Source organism: Stenotrophomonas sp. GW821-FHT01H02A, from assembly GCF_059422145.1.
The window spans coordinates 1-24854 of record NZ_JBWKWI010000016.1 but is presented as its reverse complement, the minus strand read 5'-3'; the positions used below and the strand labels follow the sequence as shown (position 1 = coordinate 24854).

General features: G+C 67.4%; 20 protein-coding genes and 6 pseudogenes. 13 read left to right on the top strand and 13 right to left on the bottom strand.

Features of this window, described 5'->3' with window-relative positions:
• Positions 1 to 33: 33 nt before the first annotated feature.
• Genes AC07WC_RS17445 through AC07WC_RS17430 form a run of 4 tightly spaced genes read right to left on the bottom strand, consistent with a single transcriptional unit; the run spans position 34 to position 4213 of the window.
• A complete protein-coding gene (locus AC07WC_RS17445; protein ID WP_495211119.1) occupies positions 34 to 639 on the bottom strand; it encodes a DUF2894 domain-containing protein in 606 nt (201 codons plus the stop codon).
• Positions 629 to 1276, bottom strand: a complete 648-nt coding sequence (locus AC07WC_RS17440) for an OmpA family protein (RefSeq protein WP_495211118.1) — start codon at positions 1274 to 1276, stop codon at positions 629 to 631. The genes AC07WC_RS17445 and AC07WC_RS17440 overlap by 11 nt, the downstream gene beginning before the upstream one ends.
• Positions 1273 to 3525, bottom strand: a complete 2253-nt coding sequence (locus AC07WC_RS17435; RefSeq protein WP_495211117.1) for a DUF802 domain-containing protein — start codon at positions 3523 to 3525, stop codon at positions 1273 to 1275. Before AC07WC_RS17435 ends, AC07WC_RS17440 begins: the two co-directional genes overlap by 4 nt.
• Positions 3526 to 3535: 10 nt before the next feature.
• On the bottom strand, positions 3536 to 4213 hold the full coding sequence (locus AC07WC_RS17430; RefSeq protein WP_495211116.1) for a DUF3348 domain-containing protein: 678 nt from the start codon (positions 4211 to 4213) through the stop codon (positions 3536 to 3538).
• 149 nt (positions 4214 to 4362) lie between these two features.
• Between AC07WC_RS17430 and AC07WC_RS17425 the strand changes: the two genes are divergently transcribed.
• Complete coding sequence (locus AC07WC_RS17425; protein ID WP_495211115.1) at positions 4363 to 4989, top strand: response regulator; 627 nt, start codon at positions 4363 to 4365, stop codon at positions 4987 to 4989.
• The gene (locus AC07WC_RS17420) at positions 4989 to 7307 is read left to right on the top strand and encodes an ATP-binding protein (RefSeq protein ID WP_495211114.1); all 2319 of its coding nucleotides are present in this window, start codon (positions 4989 to 4991) and stop codon (positions 7305 to 7307) included. The genes AC07WC_RS17425 and AC07WC_RS17420 overlap by 1 nt, the downstream gene beginning before the upstream one ends.
• Positions 7308 to 7314: 7 nt before the next feature.
• Here AC07WC_RS17420 and AC07WC_RS17415 read toward each other — a convergent pair whose 3' ends face one another.
• Both AC07WC_RS17415 and AC07WC_RS17410 read right to left on the bottom strand, forming a co-directional pair.
• The gene (locus tag AC07WC_RS17415) at positions 7315 to 8313 is read right to left on the bottom strand and encodes an aldo/keto reductase (RefSeq protein ID WP_495211113.1); all 999 of its coding nucleotides are present in this window, start codon (positions 8311 to 8313) and stop codon (positions 7315 to 7317) included.
• A 31-nt stretch (positions 8314 to 8344) separates the two neighbouring features.
• The gene (locus AC07WC_RS17410) at positions 8345 to 9292 is read right to left on the bottom strand and encodes a TIGR03571 family LLM class oxidoreductase (protein WP_495211112.1); all 948 of its coding nucleotides are present in this window, start codon (positions 9290 to 9292) and stop codon (positions 8345 to 8347) included.
• Between the two features lie 348 nt (positions 9293 to 9640).
• Here AC07WC_RS17410 and AC07WC_RS17405 point away from each other — a divergent pair, with 348 nt between their 5' ends.
• The 6 genes and pseudogenes from AC07WC_RS17405 to AC07WC_RS17380 all read left to right on the top strand — a co-directional run bounded on the left by AC07WC_RS17405 (position 9641) and on the right by AC07WC_RS17380 (position 15730).
• Positions 9641 to 10054 carry a host attachment family protein gene (locus AC07WC_RS17405; protein ID WP_019184575.1) on the top strand — a complete coding sequence of 138 codons (414 nt, stop codon included), beginning with the start codon at positions 9641 to 9643 and terminating at the stop codon, positions 10052 to 10054.
• Between the two features lie 12 nt (positions 10055 to 10066).
• Positions 10067 to 10396 (top strand): annotated as a pseudogene (locus tag AC07WC_RS17400) (thioredoxin family protein).
• A gap of 342 nt (positions 10397 to 10738) precedes the next feature.
• On the top strand, positions 10739 to 12226 hold the full coding sequence (proP, locus tag AC07WC_RS17395) for a glycine betaine/L-proline transporter ProP (RefSeq protein WP_495211111.1): 1488 nt from the start codon (positions 10739 to 10741) through the stop codon (positions 12224 to 12226).
• A 99-nt stretch (positions 12227 to 12325) separates the two neighbouring features.
• Positions 12326 to 14668 carry a GH92 family glycosyl hydrolase gene (locus AC07WC_RS17390; RefSeq protein WP_495211110.1) on the top strand — a complete coding sequence of 781 codons (2343 nt, stop codon included), beginning with the start codon at positions 12326 to 12328 and terminating at the stop codon, positions 14666 to 14668.
• Between the two features lie 93 nt (positions 14669 to 14761).
• Complete coding sequence (locus AC07WC_RS17385) at positions 14762 to 15103, top strand: type II toxin-antitoxin system prevent-host-death family antitoxin (RefSeq protein WP_495211109.1); 342 nt, start codon at positions 14762 to 14764, stop codon at positions 15101 to 15103.
• 3 nt (positions 15104 to 15106) lie between these two features.
• A complete protein-coding gene (locus AC07WC_RS17380) occupies positions 15107 to 15730 on the top strand; it encodes an ATPase (RefSeq protein WP_495211108.1) in 624 nt (207 codons plus the stop codon).
• 3 nt (positions 15731 to 15733) lie between these two features.
• Here AC07WC_RS17380 and AC07WC_RS17375 read toward each other — a convergent pair whose 3' ends face one another.
• On the bottom strand, positions 15734 to 16351 hold the full coding sequence (locus AC07WC_RS17375) for a LysE/ArgO family amino acid transporter (RefSeq protein ID WP_495211107.1): 618 nt from the start codon (positions 16349 to 16351) through the stop codon (positions 15734 to 15736).
• A 103-nt stretch (positions 16352 to 16454) separates the two neighbouring features.
• On the opposite strand from AC07WC_RS17375, the gene AC07WC_RS17370 reads away from it, so the two are divergent.
• A complete protein-coding gene (locus tag AC07WC_RS17370; RefSeq protein WP_495211106.1) occupies positions 16455 to 17348 on the top strand; it encodes a LysR family transcriptional regulator ArgP in 894 nt (297 codons plus the stop codon).
• 15 nt (positions 17349 to 17363) lie between these two features.
• On the opposite strand, the gene AC07WC_RS17365 is transcribed toward AC07WC_RS17370, so the two are convergent.
• The 3 genes from AC07WC_RS17365 to AC07WC_RS17355 all read right to left on the bottom strand — a co-directional run bounded on the left by AC07WC_RS17365 (position 17364) and on the right by AC07WC_RS17355 (position 19174).
• Entirely contained in the window at positions 17364 to 17876 is a 513-nt protein-coding gene (locus AC07WC_RS17365; protein ID WP_495211105.1) for a catalase family protein, read from the bottom strand.
• A gap of 99 nt (positions 17877 to 17975) precedes the next feature.
• Complete coding sequence (locus AC07WC_RS17360) at positions 17976 to 18554, bottom strand: M23 family metallopeptidase (RefSeq protein WP_495211104.1); 579 nt, start codon at positions 18552 to 18554, stop codon at positions 17976 to 17978.
• Positions 18551 to 19174 (bottom strand): DNA-3-methyladenine glycosylase, encoded by a 624-nt coding sequence (locus tag AC07WC_RS17355; protein ID WP_495211103.1) that lies wholly within the window; start codon positions 19172 to 19174, stop codon positions 18551 to 18553. The genes AC07WC_RS17360 and AC07WC_RS17355 overlap by 4 nt, the downstream gene beginning before the upstream one ends.
• A 181-nt stretch (positions 19175 to 19355) precedes the next feature.
• Here AC07WC_RS17355 and xth point away from each other — a divergent pair.
• Both xth and AC07WC_RS17345 read left to right on the top strand, forming a co-directional pair.
• Positions 19356 to 20147, top strand: a pseudogene (gene xth / locus AC07WC_RS17350) (exodeoxyribonuclease III); the annotation flags it as partial.
• Between the two features lie 89 nt (positions 20148 to 20236).
• Positions 20237 to 21034, top strand: a complete 798-nt coding sequence (locus tag AC07WC_RS17345; protein ID WP_495211102.1) for an AraC family transcriptional regulator — start codon at positions 20237 to 20239, stop codon at positions 21032 to 21034.
• 10 nt (positions 21035 to 21044) lie between these two features.
• Here the strand turns inward: AC07WC_RS17345 and AC07WC_RS17340 are convergent, their stop codons facing one another.
• Positions 21045 to 22268 (bottom strand): MFS transporter, encoded by a 1224-nt coding sequence (locus AC07WC_RS17340; protein ID WP_495211101.1) that lies wholly within the window; start codon positions 22266 to 22268, stop codon positions 21045 to 21047.
• Between the two features lie 559 nt (positions 22269 to 22827).
• Here AC07WC_RS17340 and AC07WC_RS17335 point away from each other — a divergent pair.
• Positions 22828 to 23226 (top strand): annotated as a pseudogene (locus tag AC07WC_RS17335) (serine hydrolase domain-containing protein); the annotation flags it as partial.
• Here the strand turns inward: AC07WC_RS17335 and AC07WC_RS17330 are convergent.
• Both AC07WC_RS17330 and pip read right to left on the bottom strand, forming a co-directional pair.
• Positions 23193 to 23312, bottom strand: a pseudogene (locus tag AC07WC_RS17330) (sulfite exporter TauE/SafE family protein); the annotation flags it as partial. The pseudogenes AC07WC_RS17335 and AC07WC_RS17330 sit on opposite strands and share 34 nt — an antisense overlap.
• Positions 23313 to 23321: 9 nt before the next feature.
• A pseudogene (gene pip / locus AC07WC_RS17325) lies at positions 23322 to 24183 on the bottom strand (prolyl aminopeptidase).
• 326 nt (positions 24184 to 24509) lie between these two features.
• Here pip and AC07WC_RS17320 point away from each other — a divergent pair.
• Positions 24510 to 24854: pseudogene (locus AC07WC_RS17320) on the top strand (efflux transporter periplasmic adaptor subunit); the annotation flags it as partial.

The following is a 24854-nucleotide window of genomic DNA, read 5'->3' as shown; positions in this document are numbered from 1 at the left end:
CTGCCGATGAAAGGAAGGGTCGCGCTGGGATGGTCAGCCAGCTGTCTTGCCCGCACGCGGCCGCCGCGGCTTCGCCCCCCGCGGCACAACCTTCGGCGTCGCCACCAGCACGCCCCACTGGTGCAGGTGCTCCATGCCGGACAGTGCATCCAGGTACGACATGAAGTGCGTCAGATAACCTGGCGAAGTGTCTTTCATGAGCGTCAGGGCGCGATGGACCAGTACACCGGAGTTCAACGGCCCACCGTTGGTGGGCATCTGGGCCAGTGATGCCTTGAGCTGGCTGGCATTGCGAAGCCTGGCCCACGTCGCCCGGACCTCGCCCAGCATCGGCAATTCCGGATACGCAGCACTGTGCTGCCGGGTCAATTCCGTGACCAGCGCCTGCAGGCCGATGCGTCCCGATGACAGGCCCGGCGCAGATGTCAGCGATGCCGACGCCTCGGCGACCCGCTCAGCGTAACCCGCTACCAGCGCGTCCAGCTTCTGCTGCAACAGCGCCCGCACCTCACCGTCATGCGCCTGCGTGCGGGCATGCAACGCCTCGATCACCGCAAAGCGCGTGCGGTCGAGCTGGTCGAGCCTGTCCGCTCGCCAACGCTGGAGAATCTCAGCCGTTGCGACAGAGTTACGGTGCATCCGCGGCCTTGCTCGCCTTGGGTTTCGGGATCGGGGCGATCTCGACGCGGCGGTTCTTGGCGCGACCCTTCTCGTCGGCGTTGGAACTCACCGGCTGCTCCGAGCCAAACGCCGCGGCAAACACCGCATCCGACGGCACGCCCTCGGCGATCAGGGTGCGGGTCACGGTCAATGCGCGCTCGGCGGAGAGCTCCCAGTTGTCGGCGAAGCGCCAGTTGCCATCGCGCACCTGCTGGTCGTCGGTGAAGCCGCTGACCATCAGGATTTCCTCGCGCGAGGCCAGGTAGCCCTTCAGCGGCCCGACCAGGCTCTTGAGGACGTCGACGCCCTCGGGCTGCAGCGTGTCGGAGTTCAAGGCGAACAGCACATTGCCGCGGATCCCGATGCGGCCATCCACCAGCGTCACGCGCCCGGCCGCGAGCGGGCCGGCCAGTGCCTGCTCCAGCGTCTGGCGGCGCTGCACTTCGGCCTGGCGCTGTTTGACCTCTTCATCCAGCCGGTTGGTCAGCTCCAGCTGCAGCGCGACCACGCCGACCAGGATCAGCACGAACGCACCGAGCAGCACCGACATCAGGTCGCCGAAGGCGGCCCAGATCGGCGCGCCTCCGTCGGCCTCGACTTCGATCTCGTCGCTCATGCGGAGGCGGCTCCGGCCTTGCTGCTGCGGCGACCGGCCAGCTGCTGCAGCTCATCGATGATCTGCTTCTGCGAGAGCACGCTGAGGTCGATGACCTCGCGCGCCTGGGCCACGTAATAGGCAAGCTGCTCGTCACTGCGGGCCAGCGAGCCGTCCAGCGAGGCGGCGATCTGGGCCAGCCGCTCGCTGAGGCCATCGCTGGCCGTCCCGAAGGACTGCACGGCGCTGCCCAGCGCCTCGGCCAGGCTCGCGACTTCCACCGCGCTGCCGGTGACCTGCGCGGCCACGCTGCCCAGCTTGCCGGTCTCGGCTTCGATGTGATCGGTGAAGCGGGTACCGAGCCGGTCCAGCAGCGCGGCCGAGGTCGAGACCAGGGCATCCACGGCGACGCGTTGTTCGTTGGCGGCGTGGTTGACCGCATCCAGCAGGGTCTCCACGGTCGCCAACAGGCGGCCGCGTTCTTCCAGGGTGGCCGTGTCGCGGACCAGACTGTCGGACAGTTTGCTGCGCAGCTCGGCGACCACATCGGCCGCGGCCTTGGGCGCTTCCGAAGCCGCCTGGACCAGGCGCGAGATTTCGCTGATCGTCTCGCTGGCGTGGGCCTGTGCCTGCTGGGTGATGTCGTTGGCGGTGCGGGCGAGGGTGTCGCAGATGTCCTGCTGACGGCGCGCCACGCTGTCGCCGGTCTGCTCCCAGCGCTCGCCGAGGCTGGCGCTGATGCCGGTGAAGGCCTCGGTCCACGCGCTCAGACGCTGCTGATCGCGTGCTTCCAGGGTGTCCTGCAGCTGGGCATGCGACTGCTGCATCGCCTCGCCCAGCGAAGCGGCCTGCGCCTGCAGGGTCGCGGCGGCGGCATCCAGCGCCTGTTGATGACGCTCGCTCAGTGCCGTTGCGGCCGCATCCTGGCGGGCCAGGGCGTGCTGCCATGCTTCGGCGATCTGCGCCGTGGTGGCGTCCATGCGGCTGCCGACCGAGTCGATCAGGCCGGTTGCCCGGGCGTCATGCGTTTCGGTGAAGCTGGACAGCGCGCTGCGCAGGTCCGCAGTCAGCGCAGCATGGGTCTGCTGCTGTGCGGACTGGGCCGCCTGCCAACTCTCGGCGGTGCTGGCCAGTTTCGTGGAGACGGCATCGAGCAGACCTAGCGCGCGTTGGTCGTGCTGCGCTGCGAAGCCGTCCAGCGCGGCGCGCAGGTCCGCGGTCAATACGGTGTTGGTCTGCTGCTGGCTGTCCAGCGCGGCCTGCCAGGTCGCGACGGTGGCGACGCGGCTGGCGTCGAAACCGTCGGTCAGACCGGCCAGCTGGCGCTGCACCGCCTCGGTCACCGTCTCGTGCATGGTGGTGTTGGCGCGGGCGATGCCGGCCAGAGTGGCGTCCATCACCGGCTGCAGGGCCGCGCCGACCGCACGTGCGCTCTCGGCGACGCTGTCCTTCAGCGACTGCTCGATGGCCGCGGTAAGGCGCGCGTATTCCTCGTCGGCCTTGGCGTGGAAGTCCTGCTGATTGGCCAGCAGCCGCTCGCCAGAGACGCTGCTCTGCAGTTCGATCGAGGCGGACATGGCCTGCAGCCGGTCCACCAGCGCGGGCATGAGTTCGGCCTGCTGCTGCAGCAAGCGGAAGGCCTCATTGCGCTGCCACGATTGCGAGTGCGTGTGCAGGGTGGTCGCGATCTCTACGTCAAGTCGCTGCACCGCTTCCAGGCGCTCACGCCGGCACAGCGCCGAGAGCAGGCCGAGCATGGCGGAAGTGGCGACACCGGCGATCGAGGTGCCGAACGCCACCGCGAGACCTTCCACCGGCGCGCCCAGCGAACCACGGATGGCCTGCAGGTCGGTCGCGCTTTCCAGCGCCAGGCCGGTGCCGCGCAGGGTGGCCATCATGCCGAGCAGGGTGCCGAGCATGCCCAGCAGCACCAGCAGTCCGACCAGATACGGCGTCAGCACCGGACCGGGCAGGGCGACACGCTCGCCCTCCACGCGCAGGCGTACCGCGTTGCGCAGGCTCGGGTGCAGTTGGCCCAGCCAGGTGGCCAGGCCGGAGCCAGCACTGCCGGCACTGGCGCTGGCTGCAACAAGGGAGGCGGTCGCCTGTCGGTAGCGATACAGCTCGAGGCCACCGGCGAGGTAGCAGACGGCGATCAGCGCGGCGACCGCGAAGCCGACCGGATTGGTGCTGGCATACCCCGCCCCGATCCAGCACACCGCGACAAGGCCAAGCAGGAAAACAACGTAGTGAAGACTGGTTCTGAACATGACGTCCCGGTTAGTGGGTGCGAAGCGCTGCAAGCAGGCCTTCGATCGGTTGAAAACGGAGATCCAGCTCGGCCAGCAGCAGGCTCTGCATGTCGCGGCGGAATACCTCGAGCCACGCATCGTCGCTGCCGGCGTCCCGCAGGCGCTCGAAATGCACCCCGAGCAGCACCGGTACCTTGGCCAGCAGGCTGTGCTCGCGCGCGCTCAGGGTCTGCTCCATCAGCGCATCCACCTCGGCCAGCCGGGCCAGCTCGGGCGACGTGCGGGTCAGCATGTCGCGCAGCCGCCCGCGCAGGCGGCTGGTGGCACCGAGCATCGAGCGCTGCACGGTGAGGTAGCGCTCGCGGAAGACGGTGTATTCGACGGGGCCCTGGACGCCATCGGCGTCGACCACGCGCCGGACAGGCCTGGTCGACTCAGGTTCCTGAACAATGACGGCTTCCAGTGCCGCGCGGATCCGGCGGCACTCGGCGTCCTCGTCGGCATCGAAATCCGGCCCGTCCACTGCGGGCGGGAGCCGGCCATCAAGCGCCTTGGACAAGCTCACCGCCCGCGTCCAGTCCACCCATTCGCTGAGCCGGTCCGACAGGGCCGGGCCCGTCGAGGACAGGTTGCTTTCAGCGAGGCGGGCCAGCAGGCGGATGAAGGCCGGGCCCGGGACAGGCGTCTGTTGCGGGGGTTTGGCCATGGGTCCGGTTAAAACGTCGAATTTTACACCCGAATGCCCCGCACCGCAGGGCAGCCCCCGGTGGCCGCATTTACAACTGTTTCCATGGTGCCTGCGCGTGCGGCCAGTCATTGTGCCATCCGTACGCAAAGGAAGACCTCCGGATATCCATGAATACTGCTCCGTCCCCCATCAGCGTTGCTGTCCTCGACGACCACCACCTGGTCCGGCTGGGCCTGGCCTCCGTCCTGGAAAGCACGCCGATGATCCGCCTGGCCGGTTGCCATGACACCAGCCAGGCGCTGTTCCTGGCACTGGAGGCGTCGCCGGTCGACGTGGTCCTGCTGGATTATTCGCTGGCCCTGGCCGACCTGGACGGTCTGGAGCTGTTGAGCCGGCTGTCCCGCGATCATCCCGGGGTTCGCCGTCTGGTGGTCTCGGCGCATGCCGACCCGATCACCATGAAGCTGGCGCTGCAGGCAGGGGCACACGGCTTTTTCGTCAAAAATCAGTCGCTGCACGAGCTGTCGGACGCGATCCGGCACGTAATGGCTGGCGGAATCTATCTGCATGAGCTCAACGGTGCCGCCGGGGGGGGCGACCAGCGTCCCACCGATGAAGAATGGCAGGTGCTGCGCGATTGCCTTGCCGGGTTGTCCGTGCCGGAGATCGCCGACCGCCGGTCCCGTAGCTCGAAGATGATCCGCCAGCTGAAGCAGGCCGCATTCGACAAGCTGGGCATCCGCGACGATGCGCAGATGCATGACCTGCAGCGCCAACACGCCGAGCTGAGATGATGCGCGCTGTCCTGTTGATCGTCCTGCTGTTACTGGCGTCGGCCGCGCAGGCGGGGGGCGGGCGGTTCACCCGGGAGGAAGCGCATTGGATGGCCGGGCATCGCACGGTCCGGGTAGCGATCGATCCGACCCAGTGGAAGCAGTTCGACGTGGATCATCAGCAGGGCATGAACCGCAGCCTGCTTGCCGGGTACATCGATCTGGTTGGTGAGCGCTCCGGGTTGACCTTCACCGCCAGCCGCACCGATTCGCTGCTGGCCTCCATCGATGCCCTGCGCAATGGCGAGGTGGATGTGATGCTGGTCGCAGCGACGATGCCGCAGATGGACAATCAAGGCCTGCTGTACTCCCGGCCGTATTACACCGGTGCCACGCTGCTGATCACCCGCCAGCGCGATCCCCTGCTGCTGGAACTCGACCAACTGGAAGGGCGCACATTGGCGTTTCGTGGTGGCGGTGGCTACGAAGCGTGGCTGCGCCAGCACAAACCCGGTATCAAACGCCTGCCGCTGGATGACCTGGAATCGGTCCTGTCGGCCGTGGAGAACGGCGTCGCCGATGCCGCGATCGGGCTGGACACCAGCATCCGCCCGCTGCTCCGGCGGGATTACGCCGATACCCTCCGGCACGGCGGGGCGGTCAGCGAATTGCCGGTCGATGTGCGCCTGGTGGTGCGTCAGGACCGGGCGCCGCTGCTGTCGATTATCGATAAAAGCGTCGCCTCCATCACCGAGATCGAGCAGGCCGAGCTCCTCAATCGATGGATGCGCACCACGTATTTCGGCGCACCCACGCTGGGAGCGATCATCCGGCACTACCACAGTGAAGTCCTGCTCGGGATCTCCACGGTAACCGTGTTGCTGGTGCTGCTCTCGTTGACCGTGCGCGCCCAGCGGGCCGCGCGCCGCAGCGAGCGCGAGAAGGCCCGGTTCGTGGCGGTGATGAGCCATGAAGTGCGCAACTCCGCCAATACGATCGCCGCCTCGGTCGAGTTGCTGCTGCACTCCACGCTGGCGCCCGAGCAGCGGCGCCTGCTCTCCAATGCACACGCGGCCGGTGAGAACCTCCGCTCCATGCTCAACCAGGCGCTGGACTACTCCCGATTGGATGCAAAGGGCGTGCGCGCCGAAGCAGAGGCCTGCGACGTCGGTGCGCTGGTGCAGGAATGCATCGGCGCGCTGGAGCCGGTGGTCCGCAACAAGCCGGTGACGCTTGCCGCGGCCTACCCGGAGGGGCCGCTGCCGCTGCTGATGCTGGATGCCACCGGGGTGCGCCAGGTGATGACCAACCTGCTGACCAACGCCGTGAAGTTCACCGATGACGGGAGGATAGATGTCACCCTGTGCGTGCGTGGCCTGGACAGCCGCAAGCCGATCCTCCACTTGGATGTCCATGATACCGGCATCGGCATTCCGCTGGAGCAGCAGGCGCAGTTGTTCAAGCCATTCTCACGCGTCAACGCCCATGTCGCCGAACCCTTGGGCGGGGCAGGGCTGGGGCTGTCGATCTGTCACGGCATCGTTGCCCAGCTCGGCGGCACGATCCGCTTCAGCAGCACGGTGGGGGTCGGCACCTCGTTCCACGTCGAGATTCCGGTCACCGCAGTAACGGTGACGGCGAAGGCCGCGCCTGCACCGGCGTGCCGCGACCCCTCCCGCGCGCCGGCCCGGCGCGTGCTGCTGATCGAGGACCATCCCGGCAACCGCGAGGTGATTCTCGACCAGCTGCGGTACCTCGGCCTGCACGCCATCGCTGCAGAGGCCGGCACGCCGGGCGTGGAGAGCTACCGCGCAGGGAGCTTCGACGCCGTCCTGCTGGATTGCAACCTGCCGGACATCAGCGGGTACGACGTCGCACGGCGCCTGCGCGAGATCGAGCGACGCGAGGGGCGCCCGCCGGCGGTAGTGATCGCCATCTCGGCCAGTGTGGAGCAGCAGCATCGCATCCATTGCCGGGAGAGTGGCATGGACATCGTGCTGACCAAGCCGCTGCCGCTGCCGACGTTGCGCGATGCACTGGGTCTGCCCGAGAGTGCCGCGGCCCCTGCGTCCGCGGCTGCGGGACTGTCGAATGGGTCGGCCTTCCTCGGCGAATGGGAGGCGGACCTGGATGCCATCGCAACGGCCATCGGGCAGCAGGACCTCGCCGTGGTGGCCTACCATGGGCACCGCATCCGCGGCGCCGCGCTGATCGCCGGGCAGCCGGCCATGGCCCGCACCGCCGGCGATCTGTGTGGGTTCGAGCACGGCGACGAGGACCTCTGGCAGGAAGTGACGCGCCTGCACACGACGCTGCGCGGCATGGTGGCGGCGGTGTAACCGCCGCTCAGTCGATCGGCAGCGGCGCCCGCGGGGACACCAGCCCCTGTTCGCGCAGCGCGCTCCAGAACGCCGCCGGAATCGCCACCTCGGCAAGGGCAAGGTTCTCCGCGATGCGGCTGGGCTGGCTGGCCCCCGGAATCACCGCCGCCACGGCTGGATGCGCCAGCGAGAACTGCAACGCCGCGGCGCGGATGTCCACGCCGAACTGCGCGCACAGTTGCTGCAGGCGACCGACGCGATGCAGCACGTCGGCGCCGGCCTTCTGGTACTCGTAATGCGCGCCACCGGCGAGGATGCCGGAGTTGTACGGACCGCCCACCACGATGCTGGCACCACGCGCCGATGCGGCCGGCATCAGGCTTGCCAGCGCGTCATCGTGGTCCAGCAGGGTGTAGCGGCCGGCGATCAGGAATCCATCCGGGTCGGCCTGCTGCAGCGCCATCACGCAGGGCTCGACGCGGTTGACGCCCAGGCCCCAGCCCTTGATGACGCCTTCCTCGCGCAGACGGGTGAGCGCGCTCGCGGCCCCGGACATGGCCTGGTGGAACACCGCGCGCCAGTCGTCGCCGTGGAAATCCTTGGCCGGATCGTGGATCCAGACCAGGTCGAGGCGGTCGGTCTTCAGGCGCTTCAGGCTTTCTTCGATCGCGCGCAGCGTGCCGTCGGCGCTGTAGTCGTAGACGATCTTGTTGGGCAGGCCATGTTCGAACAGCCCGCCTTTCTCGCCGAGATCGCGGCTGGCGGCGTCTTCGGTCTCATCCAGCAGCCGGCGCCCGACCTTGGTGCTCAGCACATAGGCATCGCGCGGGTAGTGCTGCAGCGCGTCGCCAAGGCGCAGTTCGGCCAGGCCGGCGCCATACAGCGGGGCGGCATCGAAGTAACGGATGCCCTGGTCCCACGCGGCGTGGACGGTCGCCAGTGCTTCCGGTTCGGGGATGGCGCGGTACATGTTGCCAAGCGGTGCGGTGCCGAAGCCGACGCGACAGGGAAGGTGAATGCTCATGGTGTTTGATCCGGGGGAGGGAGGGTAAGGGTCAGGCCGCAACGGCCGGGACCGTTGCGGCTGCATGGAAGCGCGGCAGGACGTGCTCGGCGAGCTCATGCAGGGTGTCGTCGAGCGGACGCAGGTTGCGGCGCAACTGCAGGCCGACGTGGTTGACGCCGATCGCGCGCAACGCCGCCAGTTCCGTGACCAGGCCGTTGCGACCGGTACGTGCGCCGAAGCGAACACGTTGCAGCGGCTCGTCCGGGTCGTCGGCCAGGTCCAGATGGATGAAGCTGGCATAGGGTTTGTCACCGGCGACCGCGCGCCAGGCGGCGATGCGTTGCTGATGGTCGGCTGGTGCACCGGGGTAGGCGAGGCAACCGTCCATGTGTTCACCGATCCAGCCCGGCGTCTGCTGGGCCAGGCCGGCGACCAGCAACGGCAGCGGTGACGACAGCCGCGGCAGCAGGTCAAGACCACCCGACAGCCGGGCCTGGCCGCTGCTGCGCAGCACCGCCACCTGGTCGCGGAATGCTTCGCCGCGCGCGGCGAAGTCGCGGCCGAACACCGGGTACTCAATCGGCCGGTCGCCGCTGGCGACGCCGAGCAGCAGGCGCTCGCCACTCAGCCGCTGCACGCTGGCGGCGGCCTTCAGGGTGAGCAATGGCTCGCGCAGCGGAAGCACGACGGCGGCCGTGCCGAGCAGGATGTCGCGGGTCACCCCGGCCAGATAACCGAGATAGGTGAATACCTCGAAGACCTGCGCGGCATCGCCGAACGCGGGGTCGTACAGCGGCACGTCGCGGATCCAGAGCGCGCGGAAGCCCAGTCGATCGGCGAGCGTGGCCAGGTCGGCATGCCGCTGCAGATCCGGTTCGCCGGGCAAGCGCCCGGACTGCCGGCGGCGCTGTTCGCCGGTGGGCGTCCAGTCGTTGTCCAGCGGCGCTTCCAGGCCGATGCTGAAGCCACCGGCGGTGAGGCGGGACAGGGCGCTCATCGAGCGCCTCCTGTGGACGGAGGAGGGATGGGACGGAACATGCGCAGTGTGGTCCTTGGAGGCGGAAGCCAGGCAGGACAGGGAGTCTGCGCGCAGCACTGTTTCTCAAAAAGGCGTCAATCGGCGAAAGATACTTGCGTGGCGCGCAAGGATTCCGTCGCGTCCGCGCTGCCGCGCGCAGTGAGCTCCTGGTCGAGCTGCTCGACGGCGGACTCGCGACCGCGAACGATGCCTGGCCGCCGGACCGCATACAGGATGCATACAGCCGTATGCATTGCGCATACATCGGGTTCCCTACGGTGGAACCCGAGTGCACCCGCGCTCGGTTTTTCCCATAAGGAGTAGATGATGAGCCAGCAGATTCCCGAAGGTACCCTGGTCGTTGTAGCGGATGGCGGCTCGGCCCGCGTGTTCACCAACGTCGGCACCGCCCACAAACTGCAACTCAAGCAGGAGGGGGAACTGCAGCTGCAGGCGGTCAGTGACACCGGCGCGTCCGGGCAGGGGCCGTCCGGCTCGGTGCCGCAGGAGATGACCATTTCCCAGCTCAACGAGGCGACCTTTGCCAAGCAGGTGGCCGCCCAGTTGAACGAAGACGCGTTGAAGAACCGCTACGCGCATCTGATCCTGATCGCCGATCCGCAGACGCTCGGACGCATCCGGCCGCTGCTGCACAAGGAGACGCAGGAGCGCCTGCTCAAGGATCTCGCCAAGGACTTCACCAACGCGCCGCTGGAGGACATCCAGCGCGCTCTGTCCTGAGAGCAATCGCCCATGGCCTTCGTCCGTGAGTACAGCCCCGCCGACATCACCCGTGCCGAGCTCGATGCAGGCCGCGGATGGGTGCTGCTGGAGTTCGGCACCGGTTGGTGCGGCCATTGCAGTGCCGCCCAGCCGTTGCTGCAGAAGTTCCTCGGTGGCTACGACGCGACGCATCTGTAGGTCGAAGACGGCAAGGGGCGGCCATTGGGCCGCGCCTTCGCCGTGAAGCTGTGGCCGACCGTCATCCTGTTGCGCGATGGCCGCGAGATCGCGCGTGCGGTGCGGCCGCACGAGCGTGAGGATCTGGCACCGTTGATCGATGCGCTGGAGCGCGATCAGTAACGCGCGGCAGAGACGTAGAGACCGCGCGGAATCTATTGCGCATGCGTGTTCATGCCGTGAAATCGTCCAGAAACAGCTTGAAACACGCTGTTCCACGCGTTCCGCGGTGGCGGCCACGGGAACCGGGCCGCCAGTTGTAGTAACATGACCCGCTTGATCACCCCCGGGCCATTGCCCGCTTCCTGGTCATCCATCCCGCAGCGCCGCTGAGTCCACGCGGCCGTCCGGGATCGTCTGTTGCAGCCCCTCGTCGCGCATCTCGCTGTGTCATCGGAGGCGGTATTTCCCGTGCCTTGCGCGGGACCTCGGGCGTCGCGATGGCCGGCCTCCAGGAGATAGCAGATGCAGGACCTGCATGCCGCACATGCCCATTTCGGCTGGTTCAAACGCCGCCGCCAGATGCACGTCGATGAAGTCACCGTCGTTGATCGCCCGATGTTGAAGAAGGCCGTGGGTGCCGCTGCGCTCGGCAACGCGATGGAGTGGTTTGATTTCGGCGTCTACGGCTACCTCGCGGTCACGCTCGGCCACGTGTTCTTCCCCGACAGCAGCCCGACCGCGCAGTTGATCGCCACGTTTGCCACCTTCACCGTCGCATTCCTGGTGCGCCCACTGGGTGGCCTGGTATTCGGCCCGCTGGGCGACAAGTACGGGCGCCAGAAGGTACTAGCGTTCACCATGATCATGATGGCGGCCGGCACCTTCAGCATCGGCCTGATTCCGTCCTACGACCGCATCGGACTATGGGCGCCGGCACTGCTGCTGCTCGCCCGCGTCGTGCAGGGCTTTTCCACCGGCGGCGAGTACGGCGGGGCGGCGACCTTCATCGCCGAGTACTCGACCGACCGCAATCGCGGCCTGATGGGCAGCTGGCTGGAGTTCGGCACGCTGGGCGGCTACATCGCCGGTGCCGGCACGGTCACCGCCCTGCACATGGCACTGAGCAGCACGCAGATGCTGGACTGGGGCTGGCGCATCCCGTTCCTGGTCGCCGGTCCGCTGGGGCTGCTCGGCCTGTACATGCGCATGAAGCTGGAAGAGACGCCGGCCTTCCGCGCCTACGCCGAAGAGGCCGAGAAGCGCGACCATGAGCGCCCGGGACTGGGTGCGCTGTTCCGCGTGCATTGGGCGCAGTTGCTGATCTGCGTGGGCCTGGTCCTGGTGTTCAACGTCACCGACTACATGCTGCTGACCTACATGCCCAGCTACCTGAGCGTGACGATGGGCTATGCCGAGAGCAAGGGGCTGTTGCTGATCATCATCGTCATGCTGGTGATGATGCCGCTCAATGTGCTGGGCGGGTTGTTCAGTGATCGCCTCGGCCGCCGCCCGATGATCATCGGGGCGTGCATCGCGCTGTTCCTGCTGGCGATTCCGTGCCTGAAGCTGGTCGGCAGCGGCAACGACTGGCTGATCTTCCTGGGGCTGATGCTGCTTGGCGTGGCGCTGGTGTGCTTCACCAGCTCGATGCCGTCCACGCTGCCGGCGCTGTTCTATACGCCGGTGCGTTACAGCGCGCTGTCGATCGCCTTCAACGTGTCCGTCTCGCTGTTTGGTGGCACCACGCCGCTGGTCACCGCCTGGCTGGTGGAGCGCACCGGCGATCCGCTGGTCCCGGCGTACTACCTGATGGGCGCTGCCGTGATCGGTGTGGTCACCATGCTGTTCGTGCGCGAGACCGCCGGCATGCCGCTGCGCGGCTCGCCGCCAGCCGTGGCCAGCGAAGCCGAAGCGCGTGCGCTGATGCGCAGCGACGAGCCGGTCACGGTGGATGCGACCCAGCCGACGCTGCCGGTACCGGCCGTGCCGGAAGAGGCGCGGCCGGCGTAACGGCGGTCGGTTCCCCCTCCACCACCCGCACCGCAACATGCGACCTCGCCGCGCCAGTGCTAGGATCGATGCAACCTGAATCGATCTAAATTCAACGCCATGACAAAAACGGGGACGGTGCGGTGGTTGGGGCTCGCGGTAGGTGCGATGTTGGTGGCCAGCACAGCCACAGGGGCACCGGCGAAGATTGGCGAGCGCGCGTACGCGGCGGTCGATCCGTTCATCGGCACGGCGGGCGAGGGCCATACCTATCCCGGTGCCACGGTGCCGTTCGGGATGGTCCAACTGAGCCCGGACACCCGCATCCAGCCGCGCGAGAAGGCCTATGGCTGGGCCGCCGGCTACCGGCATGACGACACCAGCATCGTTGGCTTCTCGCACACCCACTTTTCCGGCAGCGGCCATTCCGATCTCGGCGATGTGCTGCTGATGCCGGTGCGCACCGATGCCAGCCTGGAGCGTGGCGACCCCGATACGCCCGGCAGAGGCTACACCTCGCGTTTCCGCCACGATGACGAGCGCGCCGAGCCGGGCTACTACGCGGTGACCCTGGATGATCCGAAGGTGCGCGCGGAGCTGACCACCAGCACCCGCGTCGGCGTGCACCGCTATACCTATCCGGCCAACCAGCCGGCACGCGTACTGCTGGACCTGCGCACCAGCCTCTACGATTACCCCGGCAAGATCCTGTGGTCGCGCCTGCGCGCCCGCGAGGATGGCACCATCACCGGTTTCCGCGAGACCCGCGGCTGGGCTCCGGGCCGCCAGCTGTATTTCGCGATGCGCTTCTCGCGGCCACTGACCGGTCACGCATTCCACAACACCGAGACCGACATCGCCTACAAGGGTTTCCCGCCGCCGGGGCATCAGAACCCGGCGCAGCGGGCGCAGATCGAAGGCCGCCAGCTGGTCGGCACCTTCGATTTCGGCAAGCTCGACACACCGCTGGTAGTGACGGTGGCGATCTCGTCGGTCAGCGAGGCCGGTGCGATCGCCAACCTGGAGAGCGAAGTACCGGGTTTCGATTTCGACCGTGTCCGCGCCGAGGCCAAGGCGCAGTGGACGCAGGCGCTGTCGGTGCTGGATATCGACGGCCCCGAGCATGACCGCCGCAGTGCCTACACCGCGCTGTACCACAGCCTGCTCGGGCCGACCGTGTTCATGGACAGCGATGGCCAGTACCGCGGCTCGGACAACGCCGTGCATCGCGCCGAGGGCTATACCAATTATTCGACCTTCTCGCTGTGGGATACCTACCGCGCCCTGCATCCGCTGCTGACCCTGGTGCAGCCGGAAAAACGCAACAGCGATTTCATCAATTCACTGCTCGCGCACCAGCACAACAGCGCTTACGGGATGCTGCCGTTGTGGGCGTTCCATGGGCAGGAAACCTGGTGCATGATCGGCTACCACGCGGTCCCGGTGATCGCCGATGCCTACCTCAAGGGCATCCGTGGTTTCGATGAGGACAAGGCACTGGCCGCCATGGTGGCCACGGCCAATTACGGCCCGTACGACGGCATCGCGCAGTACCGCGAGCTGGGCTGGGTGCCGATCGACGAAGAAGGCGAGGCGGCCAGCAAGACGCTGGAGTACGCCTTCGACGATTGGACCATCGCGCGCATGGCCAAGGCCATGGGCAACACGAAGGTCGCCGGTGAGTTCGAGAAGCGCGCCACCAACTGGCGCAATGCGTATGACAAGGACACCGGCTTCATGCGCGCGCGCAAGCGCGACGGCAGCTTCCGCACGCCGTTCGACCCGAGCGCCAGCGGCTACGGCACGGACTACACCGAAGGCAACGCCTGGCAGTACTCCTGGTATGTGCCGCACGACGTGGCCGGCCTGGCCGCCGCACACGGGGGCAGCGACAGACTGCTGGCCCGCCTGGACGAGGTGTTCGAGGCCAAGGTCGACCCGTCGATCTTCGAGCACATGGAAGACATCACCGGCCTGATCGGCTGGTACGCGCACGGCAATGAGCCGAGCCACCACGTGGCCTACCTGTATGCCCATGCCGGCCAGCCGTGGCGCACCCAGGCGCGCCTGAAGCAGATCATGGACACCCAGTACGCCGACCGCCCTGACGGCCTGGCCGGCAATGACGACCTCGGCCAGATGTCGGCCTGGTACGTGTTCACCGCGCTGGGCTTCTATCCCGTAGCGCCGGGCAGCGGCGAGTACATCATCGGCCGTCCGTTCCTGCCCAGGGCGGCACTGCACCTGCCCAACGGCAAGACCTTCACCATCGTCACCGAAGGGCTGGGCAAGGGCCACGACTACGTCGGCGCGGTGACCCTCAATGGCCAGCCGCTGCAGCGCACCTTCCTGCGCCACGACGAGATCCTGGCCGGGGGCGAGCTGCGCTTCACCCTGCAGGCCGAGCCGAACAAGGCCTGGCCGGGGCAGGGTGCCGAGCAGCCGTACTCGATGTCCCACTGACCGGGCACCGGGGCCTCCTTCTGGCCAAAATGGGATTTATGTCCAATTTGGCCAGAAGGGGTATAGTGGGCACATCCCGTCCTGGAGCGTGCCATGACCCTGCCACTGGATCTGCCCGGCCTTGAGAAGGCCACTGCTTCCTCGGTGAAAACCCGGGGCTGGCCCAGCCTGATGCGGACCGTCCGCGAGAAACAGGCGCTGGTGATCACCAACCACAATCACCCCGAAGCGGTGATCGTGGACATCAAGACCTATCAGGAACTGCTGGCCAAGGCCGCGGGCGGCGACGCCGATGAGCGCCTGGACGAACTGGAACGCCTGCGGGCCGCGTTCGATACCACGCTGGCCAGCCTCGGCCGCGATGGTGGGCTGGGCAAGGTGCTGGGCCAGCCGATCCGCCGCGGCCGCAAGGTCGCCCTTGGCAGCCCGCTCTGACCGATGGGGCGCATTCTGGTGCTGGCCGGCGTCAATGGCGCCGGCAAAAGTTCGCTGCTGGGCATGTGGCTGGAAGAAGAAGGCCTGACCTGGTTCAACCCGGATACGTTCACGCGCCGCCTGGTCGAGACGGGCTGGGCGCTGGGCGAGGCGAACGCTGCGGCGTGGAATGAAGGTGCGCGGCGGCTGCGGCAGGCGATCGACGAGGGCACCGACTTCGCGTTCGAGACCACCCTGGGCGGCAACACCATCCCGCGCCTGCTGCGCGAGGCCTGCGACCACCACCACGTGGCCATCTGGTTCTGTGGCCTGCAGAGCGTGGAACTGCACATGCAACGCGTCGCCGCACGGGTCAGCCGCGGCGGGCATGACATCCCCGCCGACAAGATCCGGGCCCGCTACGATTCGTCGCGCGAAAATCTGCTGGCGCTGTTGCCGCACCTGGCCGAGCTGCATGTCTACGACAACAGCGCCCCGGCCGACGCCGATGGGGCGGAGCCGCTGCCGGTGCTGCAGCTGGATCGCGCCGGGCTGCACTATCCGGCCTCGGCGATCGAGCTGCTGCAGACGCCGGACTGGGCCAAGCCGATCGTCATGCGCGCCATGGAGCTGCACACGCCTGCGTGAGTGTCATTGCAACGGCTTGAGCAGCAACAGCAGGCTCAATGCCAGCATGAACACCGCAATGCCTGCGTCCAGCCAGCGCCATGCACGGGCATGGGCAAACCACGGTTGCAGCCAGCGCGCGCCGACGCCGAGCAGCGTGAACCAGCACACGCTGGCCAGGCAGGCACCCGCCGCGAAGACCCAGCGCGCATCGCCTGGATAGCGGGTCGAGAGGCTGCCGAGCAGCACCATCGTGTCCAGGTAGACGTGCGGGTTGAGGAAGGTGAACGCGAGGCAGATCAGCAGGGTCCGCCGCCAGTCGACCCGTACGTCAGCGCCTGCATCGAGCCCACCACCACCGGACCACGCCCGGCGTGCCGCCATCAGGCCATACACGGCAAGAAAGGCGGCACCGCCGAAGCGCAGGACCTCCAGCAACAGCGGAAATCGCGCCACCGCCGCGCCGATGCCGGCCACGCCCAGCAGGATCAGGGTGATGTCGCCGGCAGCGCAGACCGCCACCACCAGCGGCACATGCTGCTGTTTCAGCCCCTGGCGGAGCACGAAGGCATTCTGGGCACCGATCGCGATGATCAGGCCGGCACCGGCGAGAAAGCCGGCGAGGGCGACAGCAGGGAGCATGACGAGTATCCACGGAAGGGGCGTGCAGGGTGACGCGCGCACCGTCATAAGAACAGCTACATTTCCTGTGGCACGATAAGCATTCCTGATACGGACGCTTTTCATGAGCCTGCTCCATCCCCAACTCGCCGCGTTCTCGGCCGTCCTGGAAGAAGGCGGTTTCGATGCGGCCGCGCGGCGGCTCAGCCTGACCCAGTCGGCGATCTCCCAGCGGATCAAGGCGCTGGAGGATCGCCTCGGGCAGGTCCTGATCGTGCGCCAGTCGCCGTGTCGCCCGACCCCGGCGGGCGAGCAGCTGCTGCGCCGCGTGCGCCCGATGCAGACGCTGGAAGACGAGGTGCTCGCCGACTTCCTGCCGGATGCGGACCTGCCACATCGCAACGTATGCGTGGCCGTCAACGACGACTCACTCGAAACCTGGTTCCTGCCGGCGCTGGCCGCGCTGCACGGCGCGCATGGCTACACCTTCGACCTGCGCGTGGATGACCAGGATCACACGCTGGAACTGCTGCGGGACGGGTCGGCAGTCGGCGCGGTGACGGCCGAGGCAAAGGCCCTGCAGGGGTGCAACGTGTACCCGCTGGGCACGATGCGTTACCTGGCGATCGCGGCACCTGCCTTCAAGGCGCGGTATTTCAGCGCGGGCATGACCGCGGCCGCGCTGGCGAATGCGCCGATGATCGTTTTCAACCGCAAGGACCGGCTGCAGGCGCGCTACCTGCGCAGCATCACCCGCGCCACGCTCTCCCCGCCGGTGCACTACCTGCCCACCTCCACCGGCTTTGTCGACGCCGCCGCGCTCGGGCTGGGCTGGTGCCTGGTTCCCGAGTCGTTGGCGGCTCCGGCGCTGCAGCGCCAGGTCGTAGTCGAACTCGATCCGTCGCGCTGGATCGACGTGCCGCTGTTCTGGCAGCATGCCGCCATCCGCTCGACCACGCTTCAGCGCATCACCGCCGCCATGCGCGAGGCGGCGCACGGGGTACTTCGCGATCCGTGACGCGGCGGGGCGCTGTCAGCCCACCGGCTCGTGGATCGGGCAACCGTTGAACCGCGAACGGAACTGACGCGAGGCGGTCATCACCACGCGGCGCGCGCGGTTCAGACCGCCCAGCGGCCGGTGCTCGGCCAGCGCGTGCCACGGTGCGAACGCCAGCGCATTCTCGATGCCCGGCGAGCTGTGCGGCTGCCAGGCCTCCTGCTGCGCGACGCTCAGGCGCGCAACCGGCAGGAACGGGCTGTCCCCCTCGGGCCAGGCGACCGACGCGTCCTCGATCGGCATGCGCTCCACGTCGCGGCACAACTGCACCCGCAGTTCCCACTCCACGGGATTGGGCAGATCGGTGAAGAAGGCCACCACCGCCTCGCGTTGTGCATCTTCGTCCGAGCCGATCCTGTCACCGTTCAAGGCAAGCAGCGCAGGAGAGATCGGGGCCAGCGAAAACTTGGCCATGTACGGGCCATACAGGAAGGGCACCTGGCTGAAGAAGGTTTCGCCAAGCGGATGATGCTGCGGCTCGCCGCCCATGGGGGCAGTGACATGCAGGCTCCTGTTGTGAGCATCCGATGCTAGGCGCGCAGGTGTTAGTCCGGCGCGCTTTGTTGTGAAGGGATCCTGCACGCGCGCTCAGGGCGGGTCCGGCCATGCCCTGAGCAAGGGCAGCGGATCATAGGCGCCGTCGGCACCGTAGATGCCCCAGTGCAGATGCGGCGGCGTGCCCTTGGCATTGCCGGTGTCGCCGACATAGCCGAGCACCGTGCCCTGCTCGATGACATCGCCCCGGGCCAGACCGTCGCGCCAGTCGTCCAGATGCGCGTAGTAGTATCGCTCGCGCGCCGGACCCATCACCCAGACCTGGCGTCCGCCCAGCCCGCTTTCACGGATATCGGCAACGATCCCCGGCGTGGCGCTGCGCACCTCGGTGCCATGTTTGGCGAAGATGTCCACGCCGGCGTGGGTGCGATCGCGTCCACGCGGTGCACCGAACGTATCGGCGACCTGACGAGCCGCAACGCCGGCGACGGGAACCGGCAGGGCGGTGGGCGCAGGCATCTGCGACAGGCGCCACAACGCGCGTGGCGATTCCGCGATGGGGCTGTTCCACAGCACGCCGACGGCGACGATGCACACCACGGTGACGAACATGCGCAGCAGCCAGCGTCGTGCGCGCCGCGCGGGGGAGGTGGCGGACGTCGCCGGACTCATGCGGCTGGCCCGCGCGTTTTCCTGCTCGCGGCCATGCGTCCCGACACATGCAGATGTGCCGGCACGTGCCAGCGCCACGGGAACTCGACCGCCTTGCTGATCCCGATCCGCGGCCCGACCACGGGTGTCTCCGGCGGCGCCATCCCATCGGACACGATGCGGATGCCACGATCATTGCGCACCAGGTCCGCGCCATCCAACGCCTTGGTGATGCCCATCGCCTGCGACAGCCGCCCCGGTCCACTGGCCAGGTCGCGTTCGTGCTTGATCGCCGGCCGTGCCTCGTGGATCAGCGCCAGTCCCGCCACCGGCTCCAGCGCCCGCAGCAGCACGCCCCAGCCTTGGCCGACCTCCCCACACACCGCGTTCGAGCCCCAATGCATGCCGTAGCTGAAGTAGACATAGAGATGCCCAGCCTCGCCGAACATCGTCGCCGTGCGCGCGGTCATGCCGCGATACGAATGCGCCGCCGGATCCTGGTCACCGGCGTAGGCTTCCACTTCCACGATCCGCCCCGCGCGACCGTCATCGCGCACCAGCAGTTTGTTCAGCAGCTCGGGCGCCACCTCGGCCGGATGCCGCTGGTAGAAGCGCCGCGGCAGAACTTTCCACGTCTTCATGACCTTCCGCGCAATGGCTGCACCTTGCCAGTCTGGAACCAGCGCTTACTGTGACGCGGCGAGGGTCAATGGATGATCAACGCACTGCCTTCGTCACGCCACACTCGCCCGGCATTCGCGGCCGGTTGATCGACACAGGGCAATGCTCGATGGCAGACACCGCCGCCCCCAGGCACGCACGATGCCCGCCAGAAAGCGCCTGAAAATCGCGACCTTCAACGTCAACGGGGTGCTGACCCGGCTGCCGCGTCTGCTGGCATGGCTGCAGCGCGAACAGCCGGACATCGTGGCACTGCAGGAGCTCAAGGCCACCCAGGAGGCGTTCCCGGAAGCAGCGATCCGCGACGCAGGATACGGCTGTATCTGGCAGGGGCAGCGTTCGTGGAATGGCGTTGCGCTGCTGGCCCGCGGGCAGGACCCGATTGAAAGCCGGCGCGGGTTGCCTTGGGACCCCAAAGACGACCAGAGCCGCTACCTGGAAGCGGCTGCACATGGCGTGATCGTGGGCGGCCTGTACCTGCCCAACGGCAATCCGCAGCCGGGGCCCAAGTTCGATTACAAGCTGAAGTGGATGCAACGCCTGCATCGGCACGCGAAAAGCCTGGTCGCGCTGCCGCACCCGGTCGCGCTGATCGGCGACTTCAACGTCGTGCCCACGGATTCGGACATCTACGACCCCACATCGTGGCGCAAGGACGCGCTGCTGCAGCCCGAGGTGCGTGAGGCCTACCAGGCGCTGCTCGATCTGGGCTGGACCGACAGTCTGCGCGCCGTGCATGGCGATGCGCAGATCTTCACGTTCTGGGACTACTTCCGTGAGCACTTCGCCCGTGACCGCGGGCTGCGGATCGACCACCTGCTGCTCAACCCCGTGCTTGCGCCCCGGCTGAAAGACGCGGGCGTGGACCGCTGGGTGTGGGCGCTGGAAAAGCCCAGCGACCATGCGCCGACCTGGATCGAGGTCGTGGCGCCACCCAAGCCGCGATAGCCGTAGTGGACCGATATCGAAAACACCCCGGACGCGGTAGAGTCCTCCGGCAGGTCGTTTGCGAGGGTATTGCAGTGCCATATCGGAAAAGGGACATCGCCCCCGGCGTCGGGGAAGGCAAGCGTCTGCCAGCCGGGCCGGAGACGCCGGTGTTCTGCCGGGCGCGCGAGTATCCCGCCGGGACCATCATCGCGCTGCACCACCATCCCGACCGGCACCAGCTGGTCTACGCCGAATCCGGGGTGCTGGTGGTCCAGGCCGGGGCCGGGCGCTGGGTGGTGCCCAGCACCCGCGCGATCTGGATTCCGGCGGGCATGGGGCACAAGGTCAGCTGCATCGGCGCGGTCGGCATGCGCAGTCTGTACATCCTGCCGCAGGCGATCGCCCAGCCGCCGGCAAGCGCATCGACGGTCTCGGTCACGCCGCTATTGGCCGCATTGATCCACGCCGCGATGGAGGTTCCATCGCCGTATCCAGCGGACTCCCACGATGGGCGGCTGATGCAGTTGATCCTGGATGAGCTGCAGGTGTTGCCGGTGCTGCCGCTGCACCTGCCGCAGCCAAGCGATCCGCGCCTGCAGGTGATCGGTCAGCAGCTGCAGGCAGCGCCCGAGGATCCGTCCACCCTGCAGGACTGGGCACGCAGGCTGGGCGTGGACGTCAAGACCATCCAGCGCCTGTGCGCGCGCGAGCTGGGCATGACCTTCGGGCAATGGCGCCAGCAGGCGCGCCTGCTGCGTGCGCTGGAGCAGCTGGCCCACGGTGAGAAGGTGATCGACGTGGCGCTCTCGCTGGGCTATGCCAGTCCGAGCGCCTTCACCGCGATGTTCAAGAAGCGCGTCGGCCAGCTGCCGAGCCAGTTCTTCCACTGAGGCACATGCCTCAGTGCATCCGGGTCTTCGGCAGGAACGCGGTCGCCAGCCCCAACAGTGGCAGGTACGAGGTGAAGTGGTAGACCCACACGATGCCGTGCACGTCGGCGAGCTTGCCCAGGCCGGCCGCGCCGATGCCACCGATGCCGAACATCAAACCGAACATCAGCCCCGAGACCATGCCCACGCGGCCCGGCACTGCTTCCTGCGCGTACACCACCAGCGCCGCGAAGGCCGAGGACATCACCAGCCCGACCGCCACGGCGAGCACCGCCGTGCCCATCAGGTTGGCATAGGGCAGGGCAAGCGCGAACGGCGCGACACCGAGGAAGGAAATCCAGATCACCGCCTTGCGCCCGATCCGATCCCCGACCGGGCCGCCGATGAAGGTGCCCAGCGCGACCGAGGCCAGGAAGATGAAGAGGTACATCTGGCTCTGCTGCACGCTCAGCCCGAAGCGCTCGATCAGGTAGAAGGTGAAGTAGTTGGTGAACGAGGCGATGTAGACGAACTTGGCGAACATCAGCACCGCGACCACCGCGATGGCCTGGATCACCTTGCCGCGGCTCAGTCCGACGCCATGACTCTTGGCCAGGCTCTTCATCTTGGCCTGGCCGTGCTGCACGGTCCAACCGGTCAGGCGGAACAGGACGGTGACGGCCAAGGCCGCGGCCAGCATGAACCATGCAATCGCCCGTTGCCCGTGCGGGATCACGATCAGCGCCGCCAGCAGCGGGCCGATCGCCGAGCCGGTATTGCCGCCCACCTGGAAGGTGGACTGCGCGGTGCCGAAGCGCCCGCCTGAGGCCATCCGCGCCACGCGCGAGGCCTCGGGATGGAAGGTGGCCGAACCGATGCCGACGATGGCCGCGGCGATCAACAGCATTTCGTAACTGGTCGCCATCGCCATCAGCGCGATGCCGACGAAGGTGGCGATCATGCCCGACGGCAGCAGATACGGCAGCGGGCGCTTGTCGGTGTACATGCCCACCCACGGCTGCAGCAGCGAGGCGGTGACCTGGTACACCAGGCCGATGATGCCGATCTGGCCGAAGGTGAGCGAGAACTCGCTCTTGAACATCGGATACACCGCCGGCAGCACCGCCTGGATCATGTCGTTGAGCAGGTGCGCGAAGGCAGCGGCGCCGACGATGCGGATCGCGAAGCCCTGGTTGGGGGCGGGGGTGATCGGTTCGGTGGGGATGACGGGAGGGGCGGAGGTTTCAGTGGTCATGGGCCGGGGGATGGTGCCGATGCTTGCGGTACCAGCAGTTGGGGGGGGCGCGCGCGAGTGAACGAGCGGCAAGGGTAGACCTGGACTCGGGCCCCGTCTCTCGCGATATGGGCGGATGTCGTCGCAATTAGGGCAAACCGCTCGCGTTGGATTTGCAATTAATTGGATGTCGCACGGCGGACGTCGCTCCTAAAGTCGCTGCCTACGAAGTGACCGGCTCACGCACGGAAACGCATCAACGGCTGCACGACAGGGAATCGGATCATAAACAGCATCTGGGCAGGGCTTGCCATCTTCTTGAGCAGTTGGACCGCCATCGCAGTCGTACTGGGCGCGTTGACTGCCCGCTGGATGAGCATGCAACGCGATTGAAACGCGCGACGCGCCATCCAGATGGTCGCGCGCCGCTGCATAATCCGTGCAACTGCCTCACGGTGGTCCAACAGCGGTATGCGGCCATCGTGCGTGGCACATCAAGTGATCGCGGCATCCTGATCACGGTTGCCATCGATCCAGCGAACCGCCCGCAGCTGAAGACGCTGCAGCTGGAAGGGGGGGGATGCCCGATGCGCTCAAGCCCGCGCGGCTGGAGATGCCCGCGCTCATCGCGCAGGGCCGTACCCGCCTGAACGCGTTGGCGGCGCAGGGCAAGCTCTCCGGCAGCTTCCTGCTGGCGCAGGACGGCAAGGTGCTGATGGCGTGGCAGGGTGGGCTGGCCGACCGGGAGCAGGGCGTTCCGGTCGACGCCGCCACCAAGTTCAGGCTCGCTTCGTTGAACAAGATGTTCACCGCCGTGGCCATCCTGCAACTGGCCGAGGCCGGCCGGCTATCGCTGGACGATACGATTGCCCGGCACCTGCAGGATTGCCCCAATCAGACCGCCGCCACGAGCATCACGATCCGGCAGCTGCTCAACCACACCAGTGGCTTCAGCACCCAGGCCCAGAAGGACAAGGCCACCAGCCCGAACGCGAAGCCCGAGAGCCCCTGCACGAAGCCCGCCACGATGGCGCCGAGCGCCACCACCAGGTAGATCGAATCCACGACGGCTCCTTACTGCCGGTCTGCGAAGGTATCCGTCGCACGCATCAGCGCATCGGCGGTGGCAGGCTCCGTCGCACTGTGGCCGGACAGCACCATCTGCAGCGACGCCTCCGGCTAGGCACAGGCCAGATCCCAGGCACTGCGCGCCGGGCAGATGATGTCGTAGCGGCCCTGCACGATCACGCCCGGCAGGTGCCGGATGCGGTCGATATCGCACAGCAGCTGCCCGTGCTCGAGGAAGGCATGGTGGCGGAAGTAATGGGCTTCGATATGGGCCTTGGCCAGCGTGTGCAGCGGATCATCGCTGGATACCGCATCGACCTCGTGCACCAGTGTGGCGGCATGATCTTCCCAGCCCAGCCAGGCCTGCGCTGCGGCGATGCGGGTTGCCTGGTCCGGGCTGTCGAGGCGACGCCAGTAGGCCGCGATCATGTCACCGCGTTCGTCTTCGGGGATATGCGCCTCGTAGCTGGCCCAGCGCTCCGGGAACACCCAGCGTGCGCCGCCATCGACCTCGGCGAACCAGCGGTTCTCTTCGGCGCGGCCGAGATAGACGCCCCGTACGATGATGCCGGTCGCGCGTTCCGGGTGGGCCTGCGCATAGGCGAGCGCCAGCGTGGAGCCCCACGAGCCACCGAACACCAGCCAGCGCTCGATACCAAGCAGCTCGCGGATGATCTCGACGTCAGCGACGAGGTGCTGCGTGGTGTTGCCGCGCAGCTCGCCGAACGGCGTGGAGCGGCCGCTGCCGCGCTGGTCGATCAGCACGATGCGATAGCGCGCCGCACTCTTTCACAAACAGGGTGTGCAGGTCGTCCACGGGCACCTGGTGGGTGCGGAACGGGGTGATCGCTGGGTAGAGGCTGCGCATGGCGTGGTTCTTGAGGAGCATCCAACGGCAATGATACCTGTGCGGCGTGCACGCACCGGTGTTGTCCGCCACGTGCTGGCGCAGCAGAGGTGTGCAACGGCGTGCGTGATTGCAACGAATGGCAAGTCACGTGATCTGTATATGTCTTTCCTACCTGAGCGACCAGTGAATCAATTTCTCCCGGGCGGGTTCAATGCGACGTCGCGCATGGCAATTACAGTGCGCTTGCCGTTCCATGTGCCGTAGGCGTGCACTGACGATGCATCGTCCACGGAGATGGTCCGTTCGACTTTCAAGAAGGCTCATTGCATGGCGGGAACCTGTGTATGACGAAGCGCTACCTCTTTGTGCTGGCCTCAATCATTTCGCTGGTTGCATCAGGGTGCAGCTCGCCAACTCCCGTAGATCCGCCGATGTCCACTGCTGTGGGCTACCGTGCACTGAAGCCCCAGACGGTCTCGATGACTCGCGAGTTGCCCGGCCGGACCAACGCCTTCCTGGTCGCCGAAGTGCGCCCGCAGGTCAACGGCATCGTCGCCAAGCGCCTGTTCACCGAAGGGGGCCTGGTCGCCGCGGGGCAGCCGCTGTACCAGCTTGATGACGCCAGCTACCGCGCCCAGGCCAACAGCGCCCGCGCCCAGTTGGCCCGCGCCGAAGCCACCGCCAATGCT